28 protein-coding genes and 1 other annotated feature are annotated in these 24,219 nt (G+C 58.7%); of the genes, 14 read left to right on the plus strand and 14 right to left on the minus strand.

Annotated elements, in window-relative coordinates:
• Nucleotides 1–142 precede the first annotated feature (142 nt).
• From Q9290_RS06135 to Q9290_RS06145, 3 genes are read right to left on the minus strand one after another with little or no spacing between them, the layout of a single operon-like run.
• Nucleotides 143–1,006 carry a hypothetical protein gene (locus tag Q9290_RS06135; RefSeq protein WP_306078763.1) on the minus strand — a complete coding sequence of 288 codons (864 nt, stop codon included), beginning with the start codon at nucleotides 1,004–1,006 and terminating at the stop codon, nucleotides 143–145.
• A gap of 30 nt (nucleotides 1,007–1,036) precedes the next feature.
• Nucleotides 1,037–2,554: a molybdopterin-dependent oxidoreductase gene (locus tag Q9290_RS06140; RefSeq protein WP_306078764.1), complete on the minus strand. Its 1,518-nt coding sequence runs from the start codon at nucleotides 2,552–2,554 to the stop codon at nucleotides 1,037–1,039.
• A 13-nt stretch (nucleotides 2,555–2,567) separates the two neighbouring features.
• Complete coding sequence (locus Q9290_RS06145; protein ID WP_306078765.1) at nucleotides 2,568–3,101, minus strand: hypothetical protein; 534 nt, start codon at nucleotides 3,099–3,101, stop codon at nucleotides 2,568–2,570.
• A 124-nt stretch (nucleotides 3,102–3,225) separates the two neighbouring features.
• Between Q9290_RS06145 and Q9290_RS06150 the strand changes: the two genes are divergently transcribed.
• From Q9290_RS06150 to Q9290_RS06160, 3 genes are all read left to right on the plus strand, one after another.
• Nucleotides 3,226–4,569, plus strand: coding sequence for a DKNYY domain-containing protein (locus tag Q9290_RS06150; protein WP_306078766.1), 1,344 nt, complete (start codon nucleotides 3,226–3,228; stop codon nucleotides 4,567–4,569).
• 95 nt (nucleotides 4,570–4,664) lie between these two features.
• On the plus strand, nucleotides 4,665–5,159 hold the full coding sequence (locus Q9290_RS06155; RefSeq protein ID WP_306078767.1) for a GNAT family N-acetyltransferase: 495 nt from the start codon (nucleotides 4,665–4,667) through the stop codon (nucleotides 5,157–5,159).
• On the plus strand, nucleotides 5,149–5,559 hold the full coding sequence (locus Q9290_RS06160; protein WP_306078768.1) for a GNAT family N-acetyltransferase: 411 nt from the start codon (nucleotides 5,149–5,151) through the stop codon (nucleotides 5,557–5,559). Before Q9290_RS06155 ends, Q9290_RS06160 begins: the two co-directional genes overlap by 11 nt.
• A gap of 406 nt (nucleotides 5,560–5,965) precedes the next feature.
• Here Q9290_RS06160 and hisIE read toward each other — a convergent pair whose 3' ends face one another.
• Genes hisIE through hisG form a run of 8 tightly spaced genes read right to left on the minus strand, consistent with a single transcriptional unit; the run spans nucleotide 5,966 to nucleotide 12,964 of the window.
• Nucleotides 5,966–6,574: a bifunctional phosphoribosyl-AMP cyclohydrolase/phosphoribosyl-ATP diphosphatase HisIE gene (gene hisIE / locus Q9290_RS06165; protein WP_306078769.1), complete on the minus strand. Its 609-nt coding sequence runs from the start codon at nucleotides 6,572–6,574 to the stop codon at nucleotides 5,966–5,968.
• Nucleotides 6,567–7,340 (minus strand): imidazole glycerol phosphate synthase subunit HisF, encoded by a 774-nt coding sequence (hisF, locus tag Q9290_RS06170; RefSeq protein WP_306078770.1) that lies wholly within the window; start codon nucleotides 7,338–7,340, stop codon nucleotides 6,567–6,569. The genes hisIE and hisF overlap by 8 nt, the downstream gene beginning before the upstream one ends.
• The gene (gene hisA / locus Q9290_RS06175) at nucleotides 7,322–8,059 is read right to left on the minus strand and encodes a 1-(5-phosphoribosyl)-5-[(5-phosphoribosylamino)methylideneamino]imidazole-4-carboxamide isomerase (protein ID WP_306078771.1); all 738 of its coding nucleotides are present in this window, start codon (nucleotides 8,057–8,059) and stop codon (nucleotides 7,322–7,324) included. Before hisA ends, hisF begins: the two co-directional genes overlap by 19 nt.
• On the minus strand, nucleotides 8,059–8,649 hold the full coding sequence (gene hisH, locus Q9290_RS06180; RefSeq protein ID WP_306078772.1) for an imidazole glycerol phosphate synthase subunit HisH: 591 nt from the start codon (nucleotides 8,647–8,649) through the stop codon (nucleotides 8,059–8,061). The genes hisA and hisH overlap by 1 nt, the downstream gene beginning before the upstream one ends.
• Nucleotides 8,646–9,716, minus strand: coding sequence for a bifunctional histidinol-phosphatase/imidazoleglycerol-phosphate dehydratase HisB (hisB, locus tag Q9290_RS06185; RefSeq protein WP_306078773.1), 1,071 nt, complete (start codon nucleotides 9,714–9,716; stop codon nucleotides 8,646–8,648). The genes hisH and hisB overlap by 4 nt, the downstream gene beginning before the upstream one ends.
• Nucleotides 9,717–10,775, minus strand: a complete 1,059-nt coding sequence (gene hisC, locus Q9290_RS06190; protein WP_306078774.1) for a histidinol-phosphate transaminase — start codon at nucleotides 10,773–10,775, stop codon at nucleotides 9,717–9,719. It lies immediately after the preceding gene.
• Complete coding sequence (gene hisD, locus Q9290_RS06195) at nucleotides 10,772–12,064, minus strand: histidinol dehydrogenase (RefSeq protein WP_306078775.1); 1,293 nt, start codon at nucleotides 12,062–12,064, stop codon at nucleotides 10,772–10,774. The genes hisC and hisD overlap by 4 nt, the downstream gene beginning before the upstream one ends.
• 3 nt (nucleotides 12,065–12,067) lie before the next feature.
• Nucleotides 12,068–12,964, minus strand: a complete 897-nt coding sequence (hisG, locus tag Q9290_RS06200) for an ATP phosphoribosyltransferase (RefSeq protein WP_306078897.1) — start codon at nucleotides 12,962–12,964, stop codon at nucleotides 12,068–12,070.
• A 41-nt stretch (nucleotides 12,965–13,005) separates the two neighbouring features.
• Nucleotides 13,006–13,128: a sequence feature (His leader region), on the minus strand.
• Nucleotides 13,129–13,633: 505 nt separating this feature from the next.
• Between hisG and Q9290_RS06205 the strand changes: the two genes are divergently transcribed.
• Nucleotides 13,634–14,860 (plus strand): porin, encoded by a 1,227-nt coding sequence (locus Q9290_RS06205; protein ID WP_306078776.1) that lies wholly within the window; start codon nucleotides 13,634–13,636, stop codon nucleotides 14,858–14,860.
• Between the two features lie 8 nt (nucleotides 14,861–14,868).
• Entirely contained in the window at nucleotides 14,869–15,009 is a 141-nt protein-coding gene (locus Q9290_RS06210; RefSeq protein WP_306078777.1) for a hypothetical protein, read from the plus strand.
• A gap of 138 nt (nucleotides 15,010–15,147) precedes the next feature.
• Here the strand turns inward: Q9290_RS06210 and Q9290_RS06215 are convergent, their stop codons facing one another.
• Entirely contained in the window at nucleotides 15,148–15,351 is a 204-nt protein-coding gene (locus Q9290_RS06215) for a CsbD family protein (protein ID WP_306078778.1), read from the minus strand.
• A gap of 72 nt (nucleotides 15,352–15,423) precedes the next feature.
• Nucleotides 15,424–15,702 (minus strand): high-potential iron-sulfur protein, encoded by a 279-nt coding sequence (locus Q9290_RS06220; protein WP_306078779.1) that lies wholly within the window; start codon nucleotides 15,700–15,702, stop codon nucleotides 15,424–15,426.
• 172 nt (nucleotides 15,703–15,874) lie between these two features.
• Between Q9290_RS06220 and Q9290_RS06225 the strand changes: the two genes are divergently transcribed.
• From Q9290_RS06225 to Q9290_RS06250, 6 genes are all read left to right on the plus strand, one after another.
• Entirely contained in the window at nucleotides 15,875–16,000 is a 126-nt protein-coding gene (locus tag Q9290_RS06225) for a hypothetical protein (protein WP_306078780.1), read from the plus strand.
• Nucleotides 16,001–16,188: 188 nt separating this feature from the next.
• A complete protein-coding gene (locus tag Q9290_RS06230) occupies nucleotides 16,189–16,341 on the plus strand; it encodes a DUF3309 family protein (protein WP_306078781.1) in 153 nt (50 codons plus the stop codon).
• Between the two features lie 165 nt (nucleotides 16,342–16,506).
• Complete coding sequence (locus tag Q9290_RS06235) at nucleotides 16,507–17,067, plus strand: lipid-binding SYLF domain-containing protein (protein ID WP_306078783.1); 561 nt, start codon at nucleotides 16,507–16,509, stop codon at nucleotides 17,065–17,067.
• 65 nt (nucleotides 17,068–17,132) lie between these two features.
• Nucleotides 17,133–17,321, plus strand: coding sequence for a Thivi_2564 family membrane protein (locus Q9290_RS06240; RefSeq protein ID WP_019933687.1), 189 nt, complete (start codon nucleotides 17,133–17,135; stop codon nucleotides 17,319–17,321).
• A gap of 222 nt (nucleotides 17,322–17,543) precedes the next feature.
• Nucleotides 17,544–17,735, plus strand: a complete 192-nt coding sequence (locus Q9290_RS06245) for a hypothetical protein (RefSeq protein ID WP_306078784.1) — start codon at nucleotides 17,544–17,546, stop codon at nucleotides 17,733–17,735.
• 164 nt (nucleotides 17,736–17,899) lie between these two features.
• A complete protein-coding gene (locus tag Q9290_RS06250; protein WP_306078785.1) occupies nucleotides 17,900–18,748 on the plus strand; it encodes a BON domain-containing protein in 849 nt (282 codons plus the stop codon).
• A gap of 59 nt (nucleotides 18,749–18,807) precedes the next feature.
• On the opposite strand, the gene Q9290_RS06255 is transcribed toward Q9290_RS06250, so the two are convergent.
• Nucleotides 18,808–19,530, minus strand: coding sequence for a Crp/Fnr family transcriptional regulator (locus Q9290_RS06255; protein ID WP_019933684.1), 723 nt, complete (start codon nucleotides 19,528–19,530; stop codon nucleotides 18,808–18,810).
• Nucleotides 19,531–19,758: 228 nt separating this feature from the next.
• On the opposite strand from Q9290_RS06255, the gene Q9290_RS06260 reads away from it, so the two are divergent.
• From Q9290_RS06260 to Q9290_RS06270, 3 genes are read left to right on the plus strand one after another with little or no spacing between them, the layout of a single operon-like run.
• The gene (locus tag Q9290_RS06260) at nucleotides 19,759–20,706 is read left to right on the plus strand and encodes an ABC transporter substrate-binding protein (protein WP_306078786.1); all 948 of its coding nucleotides are present in this window, start codon (nucleotides 19,759–19,761) and stop codon (nucleotides 20,704–20,706) included.
• Nucleotides 20,703–23,411 carry a diguanylate cyclase domain-containing protein gene (locus Q9290_RS06265; RefSeq protein ID WP_306078787.1) on the plus strand — a complete coding sequence of 903 codons (2,709 nt, stop codon included), beginning with the start codon at nucleotides 20,703–20,705 and terminating at the stop codon, nucleotides 23,409–23,411. The genes Q9290_RS06260 and Q9290_RS06265 overlap by 4 nt, the downstream gene beginning before the upstream one ends.
• A 52-nt stretch (nucleotides 23,412–23,463) precedes the next feature.
• Nucleotides 23,464–24,195, plus strand: a complete 732-nt coding sequence (locus tag Q9290_RS06270) for a ZIP family metal transporter (protein WP_306078788.1) — start codon at nucleotides 23,464–23,466, stop codon at nucleotides 24,193–24,195.
• Nucleotides 24,196–24,219 lie beyond the last annotated feature (24 nt).

The raw sequence follows: 24,219 nt of genomic DNA on the forward strand, positions 1-24,219 counted from the left end.
CCGGCTTACAATAGCGGGCCAACGTATTGTGCCTTGAATAAAGAAATTTTCTATTATTCCGGCGGCAGATGCAATGCCTATGGTCGTCAGCACAGTTATAAAGAGAGGTGTTCAATGGTAAAACACCTCCTGCTCGCGGACGCTAGCTGTCACGCTCTGCTTGTGTGAGCGGCTGTGGGTTGCGAATACGATGTTTGCGGGAAAAGGTCCCGTTTTCCGCTTTCTCCACCTGTTTAAGCGCAGACTCGGCTACGGATGCAGGCGAGGCCAGGCCGAGTGCCTGCAACGCTGCTTCCGCGCTGGCTGCCCGTGCTTCAAAGGCGTGCAAAGCGGTCAGGGTCTTTTCATCGAGGCGACCCTTGAACTCGAAGTACTTCAGTCGCGGATAGCGGCCTGCCAGTGCCACTCCCCAGTTAAGGGCAGGGTTCCACCATGAGTTGATTTCACGCCCTTTGCCGGTCTGGTGCTGCGCTATCACGTCATCCAGTGCGCCGTTCAGCAGTTTCAGGTCGAAGTCGGTGCCTGGTACAGGGGCATCACCATAGGCGTTAACGCCGGTTTTTGAGGGGCCGGTGCGGGTATCGCGATAGCGGGCGAGGGTCATCATGTCGCTTGCCAGCACGGGTTCGTTCACCGGCAGGCGAACCGCCTCGGGGTCACCCATCAGCTGGCCCCAGGACATACGAATAAAGGTGTGCTGATCTTCCATGCCGGGATGGGTGCATCTCAGGCCAATGGCATAGGCTTCCAGGTCTTCCTGCATAAACTGAAATCCGGTGTAGCGGGCCCAGCGCACCACGAGAAACTCATGAGGCGCGGCGCCGGGCAGATGAAAGTTCACCTCCTGCAGGTAGTCCTGCACTATTCGCACCTGTTCGTCCGACAGCTCAATATCCTCATGCAGCGGATACATACCTTCAAAGGTGTTGCGCACCGGTCTGGGTCGCGCGGCCATGTAAGCATCCAGCTCGGCCTGGGTACGTGGCCGTGTTTTTTTCAGGGTCATAAAACAGCTTCCTTTTCTTTTCGCGAACGGTCAGATCAACTGGTTGCGGTCGAAGAAGTCGGTGTCCTCAAAGTAGCCACCGCGGCCTTCAAGGATAATGTCGTAGCGGTTAACCACCTCAATACGTTCCAGCCACTTCAGGCTGCGAAATCCGGTTGAGGTTTCCAGGCGCAGCCGCACCGGCGCGCCATTTTTGGCCGGGATCTCGCCTTCGTCATTAAGCTCAAAGGCAATCATTGTCTGGGGCATGCGCGCTTCAACCATGGGGGTGGACTCGTAGTAGGTTCCCCCCTCATACAGGGCATCATCGCGGCCCATGTTCTGAAAGCTGGTGTACACCACGTCGGTCGCGCCGGGCAGGGGCCGAACCAGATCCAACAGGTCCGACACGGTAATGCCGCGCCAACGCCCAATCGAGCTGAAGCCCTGCACACAGTGGTGCAGGGTGGTTTGTGAGTGGCCCGCGGCAAGCTCGCGCAGCTCTGCAAGGGTCAGCGTCATCGGGCGTTCAACGTAACCCCCAATCTCAAGTACGTAGTCGTCCTCAAAGCAGTTGGCCATCAGTGCCAGGTACTCGGGGGTTTCTGGTGGCCGTCCGCTGCCACGGAAGTTGTGGGTGGCGTTATCAAGCCCCACGTCTTTGCCTGTGATATTGGAGCGGTCGTAATGCATGCGCGCGGGCAGTTTGTACAGCAGATTCGACCATGGCCGTACAATCCGGTTATGCAACTTCTCAACGGCACGGCCGTCCGCCAGGGTCCAGCGCGTGGCAACCACATGCAGAGCAATAACGAGAGCGAGGCCGAGGGTGAAAATGACGCCGCCTAAAACCGGGTTGTTGGAGTGGCCCAACACCATTTTTGAGGTTTCGTGCAGGTAGCCGTGAAGAAAGACCAGGGGCAGGTGGACGGCAAAGAAGGCGACATAGCCAACCAGGCACAGAAAGTGCGTGCTGCGGATCACCTGGCGGCCACCAAGCAGTCGGGTAATGCGTGAAAAATGGTTGGCAATGGCCGGAGACTGAAAGGCGCCGGTCAGAATGACCAAAGGCGTGAGTATTAATACCACAAAACCGTAAGAGAGTTGCTGCAGGGCATTAAACACCATGCCATCGGCGGGGTGGGGCATGGTGAAGGCAAGGTAGGCCAGCATATCGTGGCCCGCCTGAGCAAAGGTGTCCCAGCTGGTGGGCACATAGCGCCGCCACTGACCAGTAACCAGCAGTAATACAAAGTAAATGACCCAGCAGCTAACAAAGCCGGTAACGGTCATAAAGTGCCAGTAACGCCCCAAACCCAGCAGGCGATGCCCGGGGAGGGAAATACGGGGAGAGTAGTCACTGTCTTCGCCGCCCACCGTGTAGTATTTGTGCTTGGGCTCTTGCTGAACCGTAAACTTGGCCCAGGATGAGCCAGGCACAGTGTGCTGGGAGCGGTAAAGCTTGGGGTAGGTACCCAGAATCTCCAGGCCCGAGCGAACAAGAAACGAAATAAAGATGATGTTGAGGAAGTGCTCCACACGAAGCCACCACGGAAATCCGAGATCCATTGATAAAGCCTTGTCAGTCTAAAAAGTGTTGGTTGTCGGGAGCGGCGACGATCATGCCATAGCGCAGTGCCCCAAAAAGCACCATGTATGCCAGGGAGGCCAGCAGCGTGAGGTTCCAGATGGCGGCGGAAACAACACTGGCCCCGTTCCAGACGTAGGGCGCATTGCCCAGCAGGCCGCCAAGGTAGATCAGCAGTGAAAGCAGTGCGATGAGCAAGCCCCAGGTCCAGATGCGGGCAGAGGTCATTAAACCCACGGCAACGAACAGGGCTGCAGCCCCGAACACACTCCACAACGCCTGGGTCGCGAACAGAAAGGGCTCATGGTTGGATAACGCAACAGACGCGGAAGCCCCGCCGATAACGGCAATGACCGCGATAAGCAGCAGACGGGTGGTGCGCGGCAGGTTGATGCGAATGTAGCGCAAAAACGGAGCGCGCTTTTTGCCCGGTTTTATGTGCTCAAGCACTGGCTGAGTCGCGTTTGGGGTGCCCCGAAAGTCTACCCCGGCGCGCAGCGCAGGGGAGTTTTCGTCTTCCATTGCCATATACTGCCTCCATCAAAAATCAATTATCGCCGGCTGCTGTTGAGCACAGCCGACAAGGTTAAAAAATAGCCCCTGCCTGTTAATTCACCAGTCTTTCGCTGGTGTCATTTGAAAACATGTTATCATGAGTAAAATTAAAATCTACGGGATAACGATGAAAGTGTTTGCATGGATAGGTATTTCGTTATTGATATTGGTTGCTGCTTATTGTTTGGTGGTGTTTGCTTTCTCTTCTTATGTGAGCAGCCCTGGTTCATATAACGCTACTGCTTATAACAGCAAGCTGAGTAATCAGTATTACAAGCAGGATGGAAAAGTCATTTATGTGCTGGATGGTAACTTTTTTCAGGTTGGAGGCACAGAAGTAGCAGGAGCGGATCCTGATACGTTTACGGTAATAGACAAGTTCTACGCCAAAGATAGCAACAACATCTATTACAACGGTGAGCCTGTTGCAGGTGTCAGCCCTGGATCAGTAACGTCTGTTGCACTTGGATTTGATAAAAAAGCTGTCGATACGGGTTACCTTATCAGTAATGAAAAGGTCTTTTGCTACGGTGAGGTCATTGCAGGCGCTGACGCGGAATCTTTCCTTTACCTTCATGGTTCCTACTCCATGGATAAGGATTATCTGTATCACTACATTGATAATAAAACTCCGCTTACAACAAAACCTGCAGCTATTTCCAGGGCCAACGACCGCTACATCAGGCATGGTGAACAGGTGTTGTATCTCGGAAAAGTGATCAGTCATGACGCCAGCAGTTTTAACATTATTGATGACGAATACGCCAAAGATGCACTCCATGTTTACTCTAATGGTGACTTTGTTGAAGGCATGGTGCCCGAGGGTTTTACTGTTATCTCGCCTTATTACAGAAAAGATAAAAATCAGGCTTATTACTTTAATACGCCCATTCCTGACAGTGATCCTGCCAGCTTCAAGGTGCTGAATAATGCCGTTTCAAAGGATAAGAGTAATGTTTATTATAATGGCTATATTGTTGAAAACAAAAAACCATTGGAAGTAGCGCGCTCTGAAGCTGATGATCTGCAAAAATTATGGAAGTGGAGAGCACTACACCTGAACGCGACCACTGTGATACTGGTTCCCAGTGACGATGTTACAGATATTACCAACGATTATTATGTCTATAACAATGAAGTTTATTCCAGAGCTGAAAAGCTGGCTGGCATTAATCCTGAGGATGTTATCGTTCTGGATGAGAATGACAAGGCATTTGTCCGCATAGATGATCAGGTGTTTTATTATGGTACTGTTATTTCAGGTGCAGATCCAAAAACCTTTACTGTCATCTCGAATCGTTTTTCAAAAGATGCCAGTCACGTGTATTGGAGCGAGCACAGAGTAACAGATGCCAACCCAGCAACCTTTGAATATAAAGATAATTTGTATGCAGGTGAAAACGAAGCGGGTGAGTATGTTTTAAAAATGGCGGAGTATTAAGAGTTTGAATTTCGAGCATAAGAAAAATCTGCGGTGTTACAATGCCGCCCAGGTGGCGGCGGTGTGTGCGGCCATTGATTATGTGTTGGCTTCCCATGATTAAGCCCATTACTCGCCTGGAGTTTGACGCCTTCTGGCCTGTGTTCTCTCGGGTTATTCAGGCTCAGGAGACCTATGCCTTTGACCAGAATATGACGCCGGAACAGGCGTATCGGCTGTGGTGCGAGTTGCCGCTGAACACCTTTGTGTATGTGGAGCAGGGTGAGGTACTGGGCTCTTATTACATCAAGGCCAATGCCGCCGGGCCAGGCAGCCATGTGTGCAACTGCGGTTATATGGTGTCCGAACAGGCAAGAGGCAAGGGCATTGCCCGCGCACTGTGTGAGCATTCCCAGCAGCAGGCGCTGGCGCTCGGCTTTGAGGCCATGCAGTTTAACAGTGTGGTTTCCACTAACGAGGTGGCTGTACGGCTGTGGCAAAAGCTCGGCTTTGAGATTATCGGCCGGGTGCCCAAAGCGTACCGGCACGCCCGGTTCGGTTATGTGGATACCTTTGTGATGTACAAATGGCTGGCTGACGATGCAGGTTGAAACCTTAACCGTTGAAGAGGTGTTGCCGGTGCGCCATGAAGTGCTGTGGCCGAACGAGTCGATGGCGTTTTGCCGTGTGGCGAATGACGATGCCGGTGAGCACTTTGGCGTGCGGAAAAACGGCGAGGTGGTCTGTGTGGCCTCGGTGTTTTTTAAGGGTGACAGGGCGCGGTTACGCAAGTTTGCCACCAGAACCGCCTGTCAGGGGCAGGGAGTTGGCTCTACGGTGCTTGAGTTTTTGATTGCGCATTTGCGTGCACAGGGTGTGAAGCTGTTCTGGTTTGATGCCCGAGCATCGGCCATTGCGTTTTATGAACAATTTGGCTTTGCGGTGGACGGGGAGCGGTTTTACAAACATGGGGTGGCGTATTTTCGGATGAGCCGGGTTTTGCAGGGTTAAAGGGTTTTATTTTACATAAAAAATGGTGGGGCGAAATTGTTTTGAGTGACAGGTTGCCGCGTTGCGGCAATTTGCGGGCTGGCAGCCCGCGCTCCAGTGATTGGGGTTGTTTTTGTTAGCAGTATGCACTTCAGCCAGATGCGCATGAGCTTATGGAGGAGGGCAAAGGGTCCGCGCCAGCGACCCTCTGCGCCAAGGATGGCGCAGCGGAGCCTCCACGGATGGATTCACGGCGTGTCGCTGGAGTGGCTCTTTGTGCGACGAAGTTACACGCTCCTGCAGGCGACTTGCGATGGTTTAAGCGGCGGGGGAGTTTGGGTATGCATTCCCACGCGGAGCGTGGGAATGGGTGGAGGTTGCCGCGTTGCGGCAATTTGCGGGCTGGCAGCCCGCGCTCCAGATTTAGTTACTTGCTGTGGCGCTCCTTGAGCTTGGCCATCACGTCGGCCAGCTCCAGGCCTTCCTGTTGCAGCAGCACGGTGAGGTGGTAGAGCAGATCGGCAGATTCGTTCACCAGCTCGTCCTTGTCATGCACGGTGGCGGCCAATGCGGTCTCCACACCTTCTTCACCAACCTTTTGCGCAATGCGCTTGGTGCCTCTGGCATACAGGCTGGCGGTGTAGCTGGACTCCGGATCGGCACCCTTGCGGCTGGCAATCACCTGTTCCAGCTCGGCGAAAAAGGTCAGCGCCGGGGCCTGCTGCTCGTTAAAGCAGGACACGGTGCCCAGGTGGCAGGTGGGACCCACCGGCTCGGCCTGCACCAGCAGGGTGTCGTTGTCGCAGTCGGTGCAAATGTCTTTCAGCTTCAGCACATGGCCGGAGCTTTCGCCCTTGGTCCACAGTCGGTTTTTGGTGCGGCTGAAAAAGGTAACATGACCGGTTTCCTGGGTTTTGGTCAAGGCCTCATGGTTCATGTAGCCCAGCATCAGCACCCGGCCGGACTGGCCGTCCTGCACAATCACCGGCATCAGGCCGTCTACCTTGTCCCAGTCCAGCTTGCTTGCATCAATCACGGATCACGACTCCTTCCTGTTTGAGATACTGCTTGAGCTCACCCATGTTGATGATACCCTTGTGAAACACCGAGGCCGCCAGGGCGCCGTCCACGTCGGCTTCCTGGAAGGCGTCGCGAAAGTGCACCATTTCGCCGGCGCCGCCGGAGGCGATCAGCGGCACGTTGCAGATGGCGCGCACCCGCAGCAGCTGCTCAATGTCATAACCCTGGCGCACGCCGTCCTGGTTCATCACGTTGAGCACGATTTCGCCGGCGCCCCGTTGCTGCACTTCCTGCACCCAGTCAAAGGTGTTCCAGCGGGTGACCTGGGTACGGCTTTCGTCGCCGGTGAACTGGTGCACCTGATACTGGCCGGTGGCCTCATCAAAGTAGGAGTCGATGCCCACCACGATGCACTGCACGCCAAAGGTGTCGGCCAGCTCGGTGATGAGGGCCGGGTTGGCCAGGGCCGGTGAGTTGATGGAAATCTTGTCGGCGCCGAATTCCAGAATGCGGGCCGCGTCTTCCACCGACTTGATACCGCCGGCCACGCAGAAGGGAATGTCGATCACTTCCGCCACCCGGCTCACCCAGCTCTTGTCGACCACCCGATCCTGGCTGGAGGCGGTGATGTCATAAAACACCAGCTCGTCGGCGCCCTCGGCGGCATAGCGCTCGGCCAGGGGGACGATATCGCCGATGATCTCGTGGTTACGGAACTTCACGCCTTTGACTACCTGGCCGTCTTTCACGTCCAGGCAGGGGATTATGCGTCTTGCCAGCATGCGATGGCCTCCTTGACGGTGAATTTACCTTCCAGCAGCGAGCGGCCCAGGATCACGCCGGCCACGCCGGTGCCCTTGAGCGCCTCAATGTCGTCGATGTTGCCGATGCCGCCGGAGGCCTGCCACAAAATGGTGGGGTAGCGGGCGGCCAGCTCACGATAGAGCGCCACGTTGGAGCCGGTGAGGGTGCCGTCCTTGGAGATGTCGGTGCACAGCACATGGCAGAGGCCCGCGGGCAGGTAGTGTTCCAGCAGCGATTCAATGGTGATGCCGCTGTCTTCCTGCCAGCCGGCGATGGCGATTTTCTTCTCGCCGTCGGCGGTAATGTTGATGTCCAGCGCCAGCACAATGCGGTCGGGGCCGTAGTGCTTGATCCAGCCGGCCACCATTTCCGGGTTTTTCACCGCGGTGGAGCCAATCACCACCCGCTGAGCACCAATGTCGAGCAGGTCTTTTACGTCCTGCTCGGTGCGAATGCCGCCGCCGATCTGCACCGGCACTGGGGTGTTTTCAATCAGGCTTTTGATCACGGTGAGCTGGCGTTCGCTGCTGTTTTTGGCACCGTCCAGATCCACCAGGTGCAGCTGGGTGGCCCCCTCGGCCACGTACAGATCGAACCGCTCCTGGGGGGAGGCGGTGTATTCGGTTTTTTGCTGGTAATCGCCCTGATACAGACGCACTACCTTGCCACCGATAAGGTCTATGGCGGGAATAATCATTACAGCTCCAGAAAGTTTTTCAGCAGTTGAGCGCCGGCGGCACCGGAGCGCTCCGGGTGAAATTGCACGCCAAAGAAGTTTTCCTGGCCAATGGCGGCACTGAAGCTCTGGCCGTGCTGGCTGGTGGCCAGGGTGTATTCGCCCACCGGCACCGCGTAGGAGTGCACAAAATAGAAGAAGCTGCCTTCGGGAATGTCCTTGAACAGCGGGTGGCCCGGCATGGGGGTGATCTGGTTCCAGCCCATGTGGGGCAGGCGCACGCCGTCGCCGCCTTCCAGGTGCACACAGTCGGCGTTCACCTTGCCCAGGCAATCCATATCGCCTTCGTCGGAGTGGTTCACCAGCATCTGCATGCCGAGGCAAATGCCCAGCACCGGCTGTTGCAGCTGATCAATCAGCTCAATCAGGCCGCGCTCACGCAGGTTTTTCATCGCCTCTTTGGCGGTACCCACGCCGGGCAGCAGCAGCTTGTCGGCGGCCAGCACCACTTCCGGGTCGCGGCTCACGGTCACCTCATAGCCCAGGCGCTTAATGGCGTAGCGCACGGAAGACAGGTTGGCGCAGCCGGTATCGATAATAACGACCTTCACAATACCCCCTTGCTCGACGGCAGCTCGTTACCTTCCACCCGAATGGCCTGGCGCAGGGCGCGGCCAAAGCTCTTGAACACGCTTTCCACCATGTGGTGGGTGTTGTCGCCGGTCACCTTGAGGTGAATGTTGGCGGCCAGGCTGTCGCTCAAGCTACGGAAGAAGTGCGGCACCATTTCCACGGTGAGATCGCCGGCCTTGGGCTGCTTGAACTCGCCTTCAAACTTCATGTAGGGGCGGCCCGAGAGATCCAGGGTCACTGCCGCTTCACACTCGTCCATGGGCAGCACAAAACCAAAACGGCCAATGCCACGCTTGTTGCCCAGTGCCTTGCGCAGGGCCTCACCCAGGGCCAGGGCGGTGTCTTCCACCGTGTGGTGATCGTCAATGTGCAGATCGCCGTCCACTTTTACGTTGAGGCGAAAACCGCCGTGGGTGGCGATCTGATCCAGCATGTGATCAAAAAAGTGCAGGCCGGTGCTGATCTGGCTACCGCCGCTCTGATCGAGATCCAGCCCCACGTGAATGTCGGTTTCCTTGGTGGTGCGGGTCACTTCGGCGGTGCGGCCGCGGCTGGTGAGCCGGGCTACAATCTCGTTCCAGCCCAGATCGTTGTGGCCGTAGTGCAGGCCGGGCAGACCCATGTTCTCGGCCAGCTGCATGTCGGTGTGGCGATCGCCAATGACCCAGGAGTCGGTAAAGTCGATTTTGCCCTGCTGCAGATAGTCTTTTACCAGGCCCAGACGCGGCTTGCGGCAGGCGCAGTCATCGTGCTGAAAGTGGGGGCAGATCAGCACGTCATCAAAGCGCACGCCCTGCGAGGTGAGGATCTGCATCATCAGGTTGTGGGGGGCGTCAAAGTCTTCCTGGGGGAAGCTGTCGGTGCCCAGGCCGTCCTGGTTGGTAACCATCACCAGCCGGTAACCGGCGTTTTGCAGGGTCAGCAGGGCAGGGATCACGTTGGGCAAAAACGCCAGCTTGTCGAGACGGTCCAGCTGCTTGTCGACCGGCGGCTCTTCCACCATGGTGCCATCACGGTCAATAAAAAGAATGCGTTCCTTAGACACTTATTGCTCCTTTTGCAGTACGTCGAGTACCGCGTCCATTTCGGCACGGCTGCCGATAGTAATGCGAATGCAGTCGGCCAGGCCGGGCTTGCTTGCAAAGTCGCGCAATATGATACCGGCCCGACTCATTCGGGCAAACATTTCACTGCCGGGGGTAAAGCGCACCAGCAGGTAGTTGCCGTTGGGGGCGTACACGTCCTGTACCTGGGCATGCTGCGAAAGCTCCTCGGCCAGCTCGGTCTTGAGCCGGTTGATTTCGTCCACTCGGCTGCGCATCAGCACCAGGCCCTGATCGCTCAGGGCCTGAGCGGCAATCTGGGCCACCGGCTCGGCCACCGGGTAGGGGGCAATGACCTTCAGCAGCAGGCCAATCACTTCCGGGCTGGCCAGAGTAAAGCCGCAGCGAATGCCCGCCAGACCAAAGGCCTTGGACAGGGTGCGAATGATCACCAGCTCGTCAAAGTCGGTCAGCAGATCCACCTGGCTGTGTTCGGGGCAAAACTCGATGTAGGCCTCGTCCACCACCACCAGGGCACGGCCCTTGGCGGCGTTCAGCAAGCGCACCAGGCCGTCTCTGTCCACCAGATCCCCGGTGGGGTTGTTGGGGGAGCAGAGGAAGACAATCTTGACCTCTTCGAGGCGTTCAATGATGGCGTCAAAGTCCGGCTGGCGGCTGTCGGTCAGGGGCACTTCCACCACGTTCACACCATTGGTTTCGGCGCTGATGGCATACATGCCATAGGTGGGCGGGCAGATCAGCACGCTGTCGGTGCCCGGCTCGCAAAAGGTACGGATCAGCAGCTCAATGCCCTCGTCACCGCCCCGGCTCACCAGTACCCGCTCGGCATCCACACCGGCATAGGCGGCATAGCGCTCAATCACCTGAGGCGGCTGGCACTCGGGGTAGCGGTTGAGGCGGGCGCAGTCCAGATTGAACTGGCCGCTGTCGGCGGCCTCGTTGGCGTTCAGCCAGATGTGACCCTGGCCGCCAATGCGGCGGGCGGACTGATAGGGAGTCAGTTGCTGCACTCTGGCCCGGGCCAGTTTAGTCAGGCTCATGCTTGCTTCTCCAGTTTCGCCAGGCGCAGGGTCACGGCGTTTTTGTGGGCATCCAGGGTTTCGGTGGCGGCCAGCAGCTCCACTGCCGGGCCAATGGCGCGCAGCCCCTGCGGGCTCAGTTCCTGCACGGTATAGCGGCGCTGGTAGTCGGCCAGCCCCAGGCTGGAATAGGTCCGAGCATAACCATAGGTGGGCAGGGTGTGGTTGGTACCACTGGCGTAGTCGCCCACCGACTCCGGGGTCCAGGCGCCGAGAAAGATAGAGCCGGCGTTTTTCAGTTTCGGCAGCAGGGCGCGGGGGTTTTCGGTCTGCACGATCAGGTGTTCGGGCGCGTAGGCATTGGAAATGATCGCCGCCTGCTCCAGGTTGTCGCAGATAAAGGTGCGGCTTTCACTCAGGGCCTGGCGGGCAATATCGGCCCGCGACAGCTCGGCCAGCTGGCGCTCGAGGGCCTCGTCCACCCTGTCGGCAAAGTCCGTGCTCGGGGTCACCAGGATCACCTGGGAGTCGGGACCGTGCTCGGCCTGTGACAACAAGTCCGAGGCAATAAAGTCGGCGTCGGCAAATTCGTCGGCAATCACCAGCACCTCGGACGGCCCGGCGGGCATGTCGATAGCGGCGCCGTTCACATCGGAAGACACCTGCTGCTTGGCCTCGGTCACCCAGGCATTACCCGGGCCGAAAATCTTGTCGACCTTGGTCACGGTCTCGCTGCCGTAGGCCATGGCCGCCACCGCCTGAGCGCCACCAAGCGTATAGATGGCGTCTACACCGCAGCGCTGGGCGGTATAAACAATGGCATCGTTGATGGGGGGCGGTGAACACAGCACCACCCGCTCGCAACCGGCAAGGCGCGCCGGAATGGCCAGCATCATCACGGTAGACACCAGGGGCGCGCTGCCGCCGGGCACGTACAGACCCACATTGGTGATGGGCTGAAAGTGCAGCTCGCAGCGTACGCCGGGCGCGGTGTCCTGGATCACGGCCTCGGGCAGCTGGGCACGGTGAAAGGTCTCGATGTTAGTGATGGCCAGCTCAATGGCGGCCTTCAGCTCGTCACTGACCCGCTCGCCGGCGACGGCGATTTCCGCTTCGGTCAGTTGCAGGCTGTCGCGCTCGGCTTTATCCAGGGTGCGGGTGAGTTCCAGCAGGGCGGCGTCGCCACCGTCACGGACCTTGGTGATAATGTCGGCCACCTGGGCCTCGCGGCCACTCTGCTCCAGGGCGGGCCGGCGCAGGGCAGCGGCCTGCTCGGCCGCGCTCAGTTGATTCCAGTCCAGGGTTTTCATGGCTTACTCCATCATTTTCTCAATGGGCAGCACCAGAATGGAAGAGGCGCCCAGGGCCTTGAGGCCTTCCATGGTTTCCCAGAACATGTCTTCGCTGCTCACCATGTGAATGGCCACCTGGTTGCTGTCGCCGGCCAGCTGCATGATGGTGGGGCGCTCGGCGCCGGGCAGCAGGTTGATCACGTCTTCCAGCTTGTCCTTGGGCGCGTGCAGCATGATGTATTTGCTTTCCCGCGCCTGTTGCAGACCCTGAATGCGGGGCAGCAGCTTGTCGATGATCTGTTGCTTGCCGGCGGCCAGGGGCGTGCCGTTCTGGATCAGTACCGCCTTTGAGCGGAAAATCACATCGGTTTCGACCAGGCCGTTGGCTTCCAGGGTGGCACCGGTGGACACCAGGTCACAGATGGCATCGGCCACGCCGGCGCGGGGGGCCACTTCCACCGAGCCGTTCAGCATCACGCTCTTGAACTTCACGCCCTGCTTGTCCATAAAGCGCTTCAGCAGCCAGGGGTAGGAAGTGGCGATGCGCTTGCCTTCCAGGCTTTGCGGGCCCTGGTAGTCAAAGTCGTCGGCCACCGCCAGCGACAGCCGGCAACCGCCAAAGTCCAGGCGCTTGAGCTCGTTGTACTCGGCGGTTTCACCGGTGGCCTGGCGCTCCATCAGGGTTTCTTCCAGCACGTTTTCACCGACCACGCCCAGATCGACCACGCCGTCCATCACCAGGCCGGGAATGTCGTCGTCCCGTACCAGCAGCAGATCGATGGGCATGTTTTCGGCATGGGCGATCAGTCGCTGCTCACGAATGTTGAGCTTGACGCCGCAGCCTTTCAGCAGCTTCTGGCATTCCTTGCTGAGACGACCGGATTTCTGAATCGCGATACGAAGACGGGTGTTATCCAAAGTCATAAGCTGTGTTCCTTGTTGGTGATGTTGATCCTGAAAACGAAAAACCCCCGAAAGCGATGCTTCCGGGGGTCATATATTCTGTCCTGCTGGAAGCCGCCAAGCGCAAGGTCTTCCAGAAAATCATTCTGAAAGACTAGAGATGATGATGATGGTGATGCTTGGCGTTGTGCAGGAAGTTCATGATGCTGTATGGGCTCGTTCAATTCGTTGAAAACGCCATCACCATAACAAGCCGGCACGACTTTGCCAACCCCGGACAACAAGAAACTTTCCGGCACAAGAGAGCCTAAACATCCGCCAGGGGGGGGGCGTCGGACGGTGTCATGATTCACTATTCTGGAAATAGGGTTTTTAGCAGTAATTATGAATACTTATTCAAAATGGCGTGGTGATATATATTGTATTCACTCGGGATGTGTCTTCTGTGCCGTTGGTGATCTTTCATTGCCGGGCCCATTGGCATGGAGCTTCAAACCGGCTTTGACTAAGGTTAACAGGCAAGGTTTTGTACAAAAAACAATCATTCCATGGAGGGGAGACCATTGAAGGACGAGTCGCACTGTCGTTGACCGCCACACTCAATGCCTTGAACCGCGAGAATTGCGCGGGGCTTGCCGCTTGGGGCGAACCTGCTGGTGGTAGTCAGGCAGGAGGAGAATCAGTATGACATATCAAAAAACACTGGTGGCCACGGCCATCACGCTTGTGATGGCCGGCACCCCCTTCACGGTGCTTGCCGACACTCAGGAGCTGGAACAACTCAAGCGCCAGCTGGGTACCCTGCTCGATCGGGTCGAACAGCTGGAAGCCCAGGCCCGGGATGCCGAGGCGCGGGCCGATGCCGCCGAGGCCCGGTCCGGCAGTGTAAGCACGTCGTCGCCGGCCATCAGTTCGGGCAACGATAAAATACGGGTCTCGGTATCCGGCCACGTCAACCGGGCCATGCTGGTGGTAGACGATGGTGAAGAAACCGAACTCTACCATGTGGACAATGACAGCTCGTCCACCCGCTTAAGGGTGATCGGGGAAGGGGATGTCTCACCCGAGCTGACTGTAGGGACGGCCATTGAGGTGCAACTGGAGTCGAACTCTTCCTTTGCCGTCAGCCAGGACGACGAATCGCCGAGTGGCGATACCATCTCCGACCGCCGGCTCGAAGTGTATTTCGACCATGAGAGGCTGGGTAAACTGTGGGTCGGTAAGGGCTGGACCGCCAGTGACAACAGCTCGGAAATGGACTTGTCCGGCACAGCGCTGGTCGGCTACTCCTCCACCGCCGATATCGCCGGCGGCATCAAGTTTCGGGATGATGCTGGTGACCTGAGCGATTCAACCGTGGGTGACAGCTTTATCAACCTGGATGGCCTGGGCCGGGCAGACCGCCTGCGCTACGACACCCCCAGCTTTGGTGGTGCCAAACTGGCGGTCAGTGCCGTTGAAGACAGCGCCTGGGATGCGGCGCTCAGTTATTCCGCCGATTATCGCTATGGTAGCCTGGCCGCCGCCGTGGCGTATTCGGATCAGGAAAGCAATGACGGCCAGGTCAATGGCTCGGCGTCGTTTCTGCACACCAGTGGCGTCAGCCTGACCGTGGCCGCCGGCGAGCGGGATGCCGGTGAGCAGGATCCCAATTTTGTCTACGGCAAGCTGGGCTATCAGAACCAGTGGTTCAGTGCCGGCAATACTGCCATGTCCGTGGATTATCATGTCGCCAATCATGCCGAGTTCAGAAGCGACAAGGCCAGGTCGGTGGGGGTTCAGCTGGTGCAGAATGTCGACGACTGGGCGACCGAGCTCTATGTGGGCTATCGCAACTACGATCTTGAGCGGGCCGACGAGTCACTGGATGATGTCGATGCCCTGATTGCCGGTGCCCGGCTCAAATTCTAGGAGTCATGATGAAAACAGGCATTTTGCTGCTTTTGCTGGCGCTGGCCGGCTGCAATGGCACTCCGGCTCAGTACCACAGCGAGCGGGAAATTCCTGAAGGTCCCGGCTTGCTGACCGGGGAGGATGGCGCCTACTTGTATCAGCGGTAGGCGTCTTCAAGAGCCGCCACGTTAACAGCTTTTTTTGCTGGCGGTGCTGCCCCTGCTGGGATGCGGGCCAGCCGGCGCCGTTGTTTGGGCTGATGTGGCGGGAGTGTCCCGGGCCGCCCCGGGACGGTGCTGCTTGGTTTAGTCTTTATTTTGTTCTTCAAATTCCTTTATCTGCTGTTCGGCTTCGTCCTTGCTGATGCCGTAGGCTTCCTGGAGCTTGCCCGCCAGCTCTTCGCGTTTGCCGGCAATGACGTCGAGTTGATCGTCGGTCAGCTTGCCCCATTGCGTCTGGACCTTGCCCTTGAACTGCTTCCAGTTGCCTTCCACGATATCCCAGTTCATATGTCACTCCTGTATTGATGGATGAGCCCGCCGGCACCAGGGCCGGCAAGGCCGGGGGGTAACCATGCCGCTTCAAGTCGCGGTCCACAGGCTACACCAACCGGTATTACTGATGTTGCCAGCCACCAACCGGCAACTGTTTGACTCGGCGATAAAGTGCTCGCACTGGCTGCACTGCCTGCCTTCGTTGGGATGGACTTGGTATTGCACACTGGCCTGCGGAACCTTGGCCGCCTGGGGAGTGGCGGGGGTGTCGTCCGCCCCCCGGGACGGGATCTCCGGTTTGGGTTCACAGCCTACCAGGGCGACGGGGATCAACAGACTGCAGCCCATGACCAGAGCGTTACGCAAGACTTTCCTGCGGTCCGGGTATTCGGCGGCCTGGGCCTTGTCCCCGACGTTGTGTGTCGCCCCTGTGCGGTGTGAAGGTGGGTGCAATTCCGGTTCATATCGCCTCCTGTGGCGGTGCGGCCGGTCGAGTTCCAAGTGCGGTTTCCCGTGTTCGTCATGATGGTGGTACCGCATGTACGACATCGCCATGGTCAACATGGTCGACGCCGCCAAGTACAAGATTATTCATCCGGTTAGGGGCTGTCTGTGCGATGGCGTACATAGCATCGAAACAGGTCTGGCGGTCCGTGTGCGCTAACGAACAGACGATGTTTTCAGTGAGAGTAAAGTGGGAGTCAGGTGATGATGACCGAGTGCCATGCTGGTCGTTCAGTTATCGGTATCACCCGAACGGCGTGGCAGGCAATGTCCGTCGCTGCGCCCGCAAACGGGGTTCGGCATCTGCCGACATCCTTGTTGGTCACCTGCCAGGAGGCATCGCATATTATGGGTACCATTCTGTTAATCCTGCTGGTCTTGCTGTTGATCGGCGTCATTCCAAGCTGGCCTTACAGCCGTAATTGGGGCTTCGCTCCGAGCGGGGTACTGGGGGTTGTGCTGGTTATTGTGGTGGTGTTGCTGTTGCTGGGGCGGATCTGACCGCAAGCACTACGCCACTGAAGAAGCCATCGTTATGGCTCGTGACGGCGGGGGATTCCAAGGCAGCGCGCTATATAGCAATGCACGAAGTACCCCGCCGGTTGGATGCATCAATGACGATAGCTTCAGCCCCCTTGGGGGATGTTCTGTGAAGGAGTAATGATTATGTACAGCCTACAACGCAATGTGTTCGCGCTCATCCTGGCGGCGGCTTTCTTCGTCCTGCCGGCGGCGAATAATCAGGCCGTCGCGGCCACTGCGGAAGATCTGGACAGGGATTCCCGTCAGGCGCTGCAGACCCTGTATCGCACCGAGCCTATCGCCGAGAGCCTTTCGCACACGGCCAAGGGGGTACTGGTATTCCCGAATATGGTGAAGGCGGGGCTGGTCTTTGGCGGCAGCTATGGGGAAGGCGTGCTGATAAAAGGTGACTCGACCGTCGATTATTACAACTCGGTTTCAGGATCCTGGGGGCTGCAAATCGGTGCCCAGACGTATGGCTATGCAGTGTTTCTGATGACCGAGGAGGCAGTGCGCTATGTTGAAGATACCCAAGGCTGGGAGCTGGGTGTTGGTCCCACCGTGGTGGTGGTGGACGAAGGGGTCGCAAAAAACCTGTCGACCTCGTCCCTGCAACATGATGCCTATGCGTTTATTTTCAGCCAGCAGGGACTGATGGCGGGACTCAGCATAGAAGGCACCAAGATTTCTCGTATCAATCGGTAGACTGGCCCTGACGGTAGCTTTTATACCAACAGGCTATACCGGATTTATCTCACAGGAGAGTCCTCATGCCACTTATTAACCTGGTTATCGTGCTGATTGTGGTGGGTGTTCTGCTTTGGCTGGTTAACGCTTACATTCCCATGGATCGCAAGATCAAAAATATCCTTAATATCGTTGTCGTTATTGCCGTGGTCATCTGGCTGTTGCAGGCGTTCGGCGTTCTGGGCGCCCTGGACGGCATACGTGTTGGCTGAGGCGCTCGAATAGTAAAATTAACATGTGTCCTTGGGGTCATCAGGCCCCGGGGCATTTTCCTCGTCCCTGGTCTGCCAACCCATCCTTTACATGCATCAGATGCAGTTCAGCAAGTATTTCCCGTTATGCGCGACAACGTACCGACGCCGTACCGATTCCCTGTCATTGTTACCTTGTAGCCAGCCCGCAATATCGCGGACGGTTAACACTCCGAGGTTATTATGGACAAGTCACACAAACCCAACCAACCCGAGCAGCCCGGCAAAAAAACGGCTCCCCAGGATCCCCAGCAACAGCGCAAACTGGGCGAAGAGCAACAAGAACCCCGTAAAGCGCAGGGTCAGCAAGAGCCTCAAGCGCAGGCGCAGGGCCAGCAAGAGCCCAAGCCGCAACGCCCCGAAGCCAAGAAGTAGAGGCCGATAAAAAGGGGCTCGAGGTCGCAGGGCGGTACCAGTCCATGGACGGAGCGGATGATAACGCCCTGCGATCGTTAACCCCGGCCATGCCGCCTCAGCGGCGTGGCCGGGTCCGGTAGCGGAACACAGGCTTTCGTATTGGTTTATTCCGGAGAAAGGCCATGTATATTTTCCATATACAGTATCAACAGTTGAAATTAATGATGGCGTTGGGCGGGTTACTGCTGCTCGCCGTTTTTAGTGCTTCGCTCTGTGCACAAACCCAGACCCGGCCCTATGAAATGTCTGATATCAGGATGGAAACCCAGATTTGGACCACCTATATCCTGAGCCCCTATTTGCGGGCCAACGATCTGCTGGTGGTGGTTCAAGACGGCGAGGCGACCCTTACCGGCGTGGTGGACGAGGCCGTCAATAAAGAGCTGGCCGAGGAGATTGCCCTGGGGGTGGAGGGGATCACCTCCGTTAACAACGATATCCAGGTGAAGGCAGGTTATGCGCTGCCGGCGCCGACCGGCGCGCGCAGTTATGGCGAGCGGGTCGATGACATCTCCATGACCGCGGCGGTCAAGTCTAAGCTGTTGTGGAGCAAGCATGCCGACGGCCTGGCCGTGGAAGTGACAACCGAAAGAGGCAAGGTCACACTGAAGGGAGCGGCCGGCAGCGTCGAAGCCAAGGAATTCGCCGAGAGGCAGGCCGCGAGCACCCGCGGCGTGCTGGGCGTGGACAACCAGCTGCGGATAGATCCGAATATCACCAAAAACGAGCCCAAAGAGACGGGAAAAGGGGCCGGGCACGGGATGTCCGACAGCTGGATCACCATGAAGGTGAAGGCGACCTTTATGTATTCCAGCAATGTCAGCAGCTCCGATATAGCGGTTACCACGGAAGACGGCGTGGTCCATCTCAGTGGCAAGGTACACAGTGGCGCCGAACGGGCGCTGGCCATCGAACATGCCCAGAATATACGTGGGGTCAAGAGTGTTGAGGCCAAGGCGCTCACTTTTTAATCTCCTGACGCGCTGGTCAGGGTGCCGTCGTGCAATCCGGTTAGGGGCACGGCGGTTTTTTATGAGCTGGTCGGCGACATGGCCAGCAGCCGGTCGGTTTCCTTCTTGACCACGGCATAGCATTCGCAGCTGAGTTGTTCCAGCTTGGTGCGGTCCAGCACAGTGATATGGCCGCGATGGTACTCGATAACACCGAGCTGCTGCAGCTTGCCGGCGGCAATGGTGACCCCTTCCCGGCGTACCCCCAGCATGTTGGCTATCAGCTCCTGGGTCATGGTCAGGCGGTTATCCGGCAACCGATCCAGAGACAGCAGCAGCCAGCGGCATAGCTGCTGATCGACCGAATGATGGCGGTTGCATACTGCCGTCTGGGCCATCTGGGTGATCAGTGCCTGGGTGTAGCGCAGCATCAGCAACCGCATGGTCGCATCACGATTGAATTCTTCCTTGAGTCGCACGCTGGCCAGCCGGTAGGCGTGGCCGGCGCTTTGCACCAGTGCCCGGCTGGGAGTACTTTCGCCCCCCATAAAGACGGCAATACCAATGATTCCCTCGTTACCAACCACCGAAATCTCTGCCGATGCGCCGTCCTGCATTACATAGAGCAGCGAAATGATGGCATCGGTGGGAAAGTAGACGTAACGCAGTTGACTTCCTGATTCATACAAGACCTTTCCCAATGGCAGCGACACCAACTCGAGAAAGGGAAACAGGCGCTCCTTGACTTCGTCGGGTAAGGCGGACAGCAGATGATTCTGCGCAGGGGTGGGTGAGTTGGACATCTCAGCCTCCATGAGATCGACAGCCGTTGACTATTTTGTTTTGTTGTAAACAGAGAATAGCGCAACGTTGCCTCACGAGGTGCTGAACACTTCTTGCCCGTTTGAATCTGTGCGAGAATATTCACTACGTATTTGTGCATTTGCCCACAGGGATGGGTGAGCTCCCTTTAGCCGGCTTTGACGCCGTACCGGGACGTTCACTCACCGGCCAGGAGAGGTCTATCTATCATGGAACGCCGTCGTTTTCTTACCGGCCTCGCCAGCCTGGCGGCATTGCCGCTGCTCGGATGTGGAGTATCGCCACTGCGGGTTGGTATTCATGCCTGGATTGGTTACGAAACCCTGTATCTTGCCCGCAATCTTAACTGGTTGCCCGACAGCGTAAAGCTGGTGTCGGGGGCCAATGCCACCGACTCCCTCAAGGGCCTGCGCAACGGCGAGCTGGATGCGGCCTGCCTGACCCTGGACGAGGTATTGCTGGCGCGCAGTCAGGGTATTCCGCTGACCATTGCTACCGTGTTCAATGTGTCGGCGGGCGCCGACATGCTGGTGGCCCGTACCGGTATTCAGCAGCTGGATCAGCTGGCGGGCAAGCGGCTGGGGGTGGAGTCCACCGCCCTGGGTGCCCTGATGCTGAACCGCATACTGCACAGCGCCGGCCTGCCGCGCTCGGCGGTCCGGCTGGTGGAGCTGGCTCCCGACGAACAGCTGGCGGCCTGGCAACAGGAACGCGTTGACGCCGTGATCACCTACGAGCCCACCGCCGGACGCTTGCTGGCACAGGGCGGCACACGGCTGTTCGACAGCCGCAGCCTGCCCGATACCATCTTCGACGTGCTGGCCTTGCGCACCGATGCGTCCGGCACCGGCTCGCTGGCCGCACTGGTGAACAACCATTTTCGGGCGCTGGAGCACATTCGTACCAACCGTCAGGATGCGCTCTACCGTATTGCCGGCCGGCAGAATGTATCGCTGCCCCAGGTGGAGCAGGCGCTGGCCGGGGTGGTAATGCCCAATCTCACGGCCAACCGCCGCTATCTGGATGAACAGGACAGCCGCCTGGCTCAGGCGGCCCATCAGTTGCACGATATTATGCTGGATCATGGTCTGCTGCTGCGGCCCGACCGGCTGCAACATCTGTTCAGCCCTCGCTGGCTTCCCGAGGAGAGGGAATGAGTTTGTATTGCCGCGCATTGTTCTTGTTGTGTCTGCTGGCGTTGCCGGCGCGGGCGGAGCAGATGCTGACCCTGGGCGTGTTTGCCTACCGCCCCAAACCCATGATGATCACCATGTATCAGCCTCTCGCCGATTACCTGAGTGAACAATTGCCCGGTACCCAGGTGCGGCTGCGGGTCCTGAACCAGGACGAAATGGAAACCGAGCTGTCCCGCAATGGGCTGGATCTGGTCTTTACCAACCCCAGCCACTATTTGTTGCTGCGCAGTCATAATGCCCTGACCGGGGTACTGGCCACCAAGATCAGCCGCGAACAGGGCGAGGCCACCAGTGCCCTTGGCGGCGTGATCCTGACGCGCCGGGAGCGCAGTGATCTGAATACCCTTGAGGATCTGCGCAACCGCCATATCGCCATTCCCGGAAAACGCTTTCTGGGGGGCTATCAGACCCAGGCGCTGGAGCTGCTGGAGGCCGGCATTCGCCTGGGCAAGGACACCACCCTGTCTGCCGTGGGCGGCCACGACGGGGTGATCGCCACCCTGTTGGAAGGGCGGGCCGATGCCGGCTTTGTTCGCACCGGGATCCTTGAAAGCCTGCCTGAGGTGCAGCAACGCCGGTTCCGGGTGCTGAATGCCCAGCACCTGCCCGGTTTTCCTTACGCGGTTTCAACCCGGCTTTATCCCGAGTGGCCTTTTCTGGCCCTGCCACGGGTATCCATGCCGCATGTTCGCCGCATTGCCAGTGCCCTGATGGCCCTGGAGCACGATCATCCCGCCGCCCTGGCCGCGGGCATTGAGGGCTTTGCCCCGCCCGGGGATTACCTGCCGGTGGAAAACCTGGCCCGGCGCCTGCGCCAGCCGCCCTTTGATGCGGAAGAAGAGCCCAGTCTGCTGGCCCTGTGGCGATTTTACGGGCCCTGGCTGGTGTTTGTGTCTGTGCTGATGCTGCTGCTCAGCCTCAGCCTGGTGGCGCTGTTTGGCAAGCATTATCAGGTGCGTCAGAGCCGCCGTGCCTACAAGGAGCAGAGCCGCAAGCTGGAAGAAGTGATCTGGGGCACCGGCATTGGCACCTGGGAATGGCAACCGGCTCAGGACCGCCTGTATTGCAGTGAGCAATGTGCCGGCCCTGCCGGTTACCACCGGGCCTGGCCCGGGCCCTTCAGCGCAAATCAGCTGCGTGCCCTGTTTCATGCTCAGGATCTGGCCACGCTGAAGCAGGCCTGGCAGCGCGTGCTGGAAGGACGGCTTGAGCACCTTGAACTGGAGCTTCGCCTGCGTCATCGCCGGGGAGGTTATGCCTGGGTACTGATCAAGGGCAGAGTGCTGGAACGCAACACCACGGGCCGGGTGGTGCGCATGTCGGGCACTTTGCATGACATCAGTTACCGCAAGCAGCAGCAGGCGGAGATTGCCGATAACGAAGAGCGGCTGCGCACCATAGTGGCCTTTTTGCCCATGGGCATTGCCCTGACCGACCGCAAGGGAATGATAGTGCATTGCAATGCCGCCGCCGAGAGCATGCTGGGCATACGCCCCCGGCACCGGCTGGAAGACGTATATGACAATCAGGGCTGGCAGGTGCTGCGGGAAGACGGCAGTGCCATGCCCAAAAGCGAGTTCGCCAGCTCCCGGGCGCTGGCCGAAGACCGGCCGGTGCACGATGTGGTGATGTCGCTGCAGTCGGCAGCCGGTCAACGCTGGCTGAACGTCAGTGCCACCCCCCTGGGGCACAGCCGGTACAGCCTGGTGGTGGCCTTTGCCGATATTACCGCTCAGCGCCGGGCCGATCTCGACCTGCGACTGGCGGCGAGCGTATTCAGCCACACTCGGGAAGCCATCATGATCACCGATGAAGCCGGCACCATTCTCGATGTGAACGAGGCCTTTACCCGCATTACCGGTTATGAGCGCGACAAGGTGCTGGGCAACAATGCCACCCTGCTGCATTCCGGGCGTCATTCTTCGGGCTTTTATGCCGAGATCTGGCAGGCGCTGGCCTGTCATGGCTACTGGCAGGGCGAGGTGTGGAGCCGGCGCCAGTGCGGCGAGCAGTATGCCCAGATGCTGAACGTCAGCCGGGTGCAGGATGAAGCCGGCCATTCCCGCCATTTCGTGTCCATGTTCTCGGACATTACCCCGCTGTTGGATCAGCAGGAAAAACTGGAGCGCATTGCCCATTACGATGCCCTGACCGGTCTGCCCAACCGCCTGCTGCTGGCCGACCGGCTGCAGCAGGCGCTGGCCGCCTGTCGCCGTCAGGGCGGGGCGGTGGGACTGGTGTTTCTCGATCTGGACGGTTTCAAGGCGGTCAACGATACCCATGGCCATGACGCCGGCGACGAACTGCTCAGGCAATTGGGGGCGTGCATGCAGCACTGCCTGCGGGAAAACGACACTCTGGCGCGCATGGGCGGCGACGAGTTTGTGGCGGTGCTGGCCGGCATGGCCGGCCCCGACGATGGCGACGAGGTAATGGAGCGACTGCTGGCCGCTGCCAGCGCACCCGTCGACATTGCAGGCATCAGGGTGCGAGTGTCCGCCAGCCTCGGCCTGGCGGTATACCCAAAGGACGGCGTTGACGCCGACAAGCTGATGCGCCGGGCGGATCTGGCCATGTACGCCGCCAAGCAGGCAGGCAAAAACCGCTGGCAGCGTTTTGCCGAGCTGGGCGAAGAGCAGCTGGAATACGAGTTGGGTGAGGCCTGAGGCCGGCACCCACGGCAAACAATCAATAATAATCACACATCAGGAGCACACCATGACCGACGTTATGATGATGATCGTCTTTACATTGCTGGCGGGACTGGCCATGCCGGCCGGGGCCCTGCTGGCGCGCATCGAGCGCATTCATCCCGACTGGCTGGAAAACGAGTTGCGTCATTCGGTGGTGGCTTTTGGCGGTGGAGCCCTGCTGTCGGCGGTGGCTTTGGTGCTGGTGCCGGAAGGGGCGGCGCGGCTCACTGCCAGCAGCGCGGCCCTGTGTTTTGCCGGCGGCGGCCTGGCCTTTATGGCGCTGGATGTGCTGCTCGACCGGTTTAAAACCCGGGCCGGGCAGCTGGCGGCCATGCTGTCGGACTTTATTCCCGAATCCCTGGCACTGGGGGCGGCCTTTGCCTATGGCAGCAAGAGTGGTGCCCTGTTGCTGGCCGGACTGATGGCGTTGCAGAACCTGCCGGAAGGCTTTAATGCCTACCGGGAGCTGTCCGCTACCGCCAGGCCCGGCAATGGCCGGGGGCGGGCGGTGAAATCCTTTGTGGGCATGGCGTTGCTGGGGCCGGCGGCGGCACTGGCGGGCTATTTCTGGCTGGCGGCCAACCCGCCGCTGGTGTCGGGCATCATGCTGTTTGCCGCCGGTGGCATTTTGTATTCGGTGTTTCAGGACATTGCCCCTCAGGCGGTGCTGGAACGCCACTGGGCTCCGCCCATGGGCGCCGTGCTTGGCTTTCTGCTGGGTATTCTGGGACACATGCTGATCACTCACGGCGCCTGAATAAAACCCCGCACCGCCTGCCGC

It is taken from the genome of Oceanimonas aquatica, from assembly GCF_030732065.1.
Lineage (GTDB): Bacteria > Pseudomonadota > Gammaproteobacteria > Enterobacterales > Aeromonadaceae > Oceanimonas.